Source organism: Aquipuribacter hungaricus, assembly GCF_037860755.1.
Taxonomy (GTDB): Bacteria; Actinomycetota; Actinomycetes; order Actinomycetales; family JBBAYJ01; genus Aquipuribacter; species Aquipuribacter hungaricus.
Genome location: NZ_JBBEOI010000409.1, coordinates 1 through 1543 on the forward strand (window position 1 = coordinate 1; position 1543 = coordinate 1543).

Annotated in this window: 2 protein-coding genes; one reads left to right on the forward strand and one right to left on the reverse strand. The window is 78.0% G+C overall.

Annotated features, from left to right (window positions below; genetic code table 11):
- A partial coding sequence (locus tag WCS02_RS20225) for a GGDEF domain-containing protein (protein ID WP_340296106.1) occupies positions 1-1015 on the reverse strand: 1015 nt, incomplete at its 3' end.
- A 128-nt stretch (positions 1016-1143) separates the two neighbouring features.
- Between WCS02_RS20225 and WCS02_RS20230 the strand changes: the two genes are divergently transcribed.
- Positions 1144-1488: a DUF952 domain-containing protein gene (locus tag WCS02_RS20230; RefSeq protein ID WP_340296108.1), complete on the forward strand. Its 345-nt coding sequence runs from the start codon at positions 1144-1146 to the stop codon at positions 1486-1488.
- The last annotated feature ends 55 nt before the right edge of the window (positions 1489-1543 follow it).

Here is a 1543-nt window from a genome sequence, read left to right on the forward strand (position 1 = left end):
GGCCCGCGGCGACGGCGACCCGGTCGCGCCCGCCGCGCTTGGCCTCGTACAGGGCGGCGTCGGCGGCCCGGTAGAGCCCGGCGAGGTCGCGGGCGTGGACCGGGGCGTGGGCGACGCCGATGCTCGCGCTCACCGTGACGCGGCGGCCGTCCTCCAGGTGCAGGGCATGCGCGCGCAGCCGCGCCAGGGCGGCCTCGGCGCACTCGCGGGCGACCTCGACGGGGGTGCTCGGCAGGAGGACGGCGAGCTCGTCGCCGCCGAGCCGGCTGACGACGGCGCCCGCGCCGACGACCGCCACCAGCTGCTCCCCGACGTGGCAGAGGACCTGGTCGCCGGCCGGGTGGCCGAAGGAGTCGTTGACGCTCTTGAACCGGTCGACGTCGACGAGCACGAACGACGTGCCCGCGTCGGTGTCGGCGGAGGTCAGGGCGCAGGCGGCGGCGTCGTCGAGGACGCGGCGGGTGACGAGGCCGGTGAGGGGGTCGACCGCCGCCAGGTGCCGGAGCTCGGCGAGCAGCTCGTCGGTGCGCCGGTTGGCACGCACGAGCAGGGCGGTCGTGGTGACGGCGACGGCGGTGAGGTAGACGGTGTCGGTGACGGCCGCCGTCGGCGTGAGCAGGAGCCCCGTGACGACGGCCTCCCCGGCCATGGCCAGCGCCGTGAGGCCCCAGGCGGCGGCACGGCCCAGGTGGGCGGCGACGTAGACGACGGGCAGGAGGAAGAACACCTGGGCCGCGGTGGAGGCGTCGCGGGTGGCCACGTCCAGGCAGGCGACGACGACCACGCCCGCGGCGGGGGCGGCACCGTGGACCCACGGCGGCACCCGGTCGGGCGCGAGCACCAGGCCCAGCGCCCCGGCGAGGAGGAGGACGACGACGCCGACCACGAGCGCCAGCACGACCCCGGCCGGGGGCGAGACGGCTGTGTAGCCGGCCAGCACGGCCGCCGACACCACGATGACCACCGTCAGCGCGCGGGTGGCGGCCCGGGGGTCCCGGGGGGCGAAGACGTCCACGCCCCTCCATCGGCGGGCACGGGAGCGGCCTTGACCGCACGGGCCACCGGAGGTCCGACCGGGTCGTCCCCCCGTCGGGGGGGAGGAGCGGCCGGGTCCGCCGGGCCCCGGCGTGACAGGCTCCCGGCATGGCCGATCTGCTGCACCTCACCGACCCCGCGGACTGGGCCGAGGCCCGGACCGCCGGCTCCTACGACCGGTCGACGCGGGGGGCCTCGCTCGCCGAGGTGGGGTACGTCCACTGCTCCTGGGCCCACCAGGTCGAGCAGGTGGCCGCGGCCGTCTACGGCGACTGGACCGGCGAGCTCGTCGTGCTGCGCATCGACCCCGACCTGCTCGGCGTCGAGGTGGTCGAGGAGGACCTCGAGGGCACCGGCCAGGCGTTCCCGCACGTGTACGCGCCCGTGCCGGTGGAGGCCGTGACGGCCGTCGAGGCGCTGCGGCGCGTGGACGGCGAGTGGCGCCTGCCGTGAGCCCCCGCCCGGCTGCACCCGGCGGGCCCGGCGCACCCGGCGCACCCGGCGCACC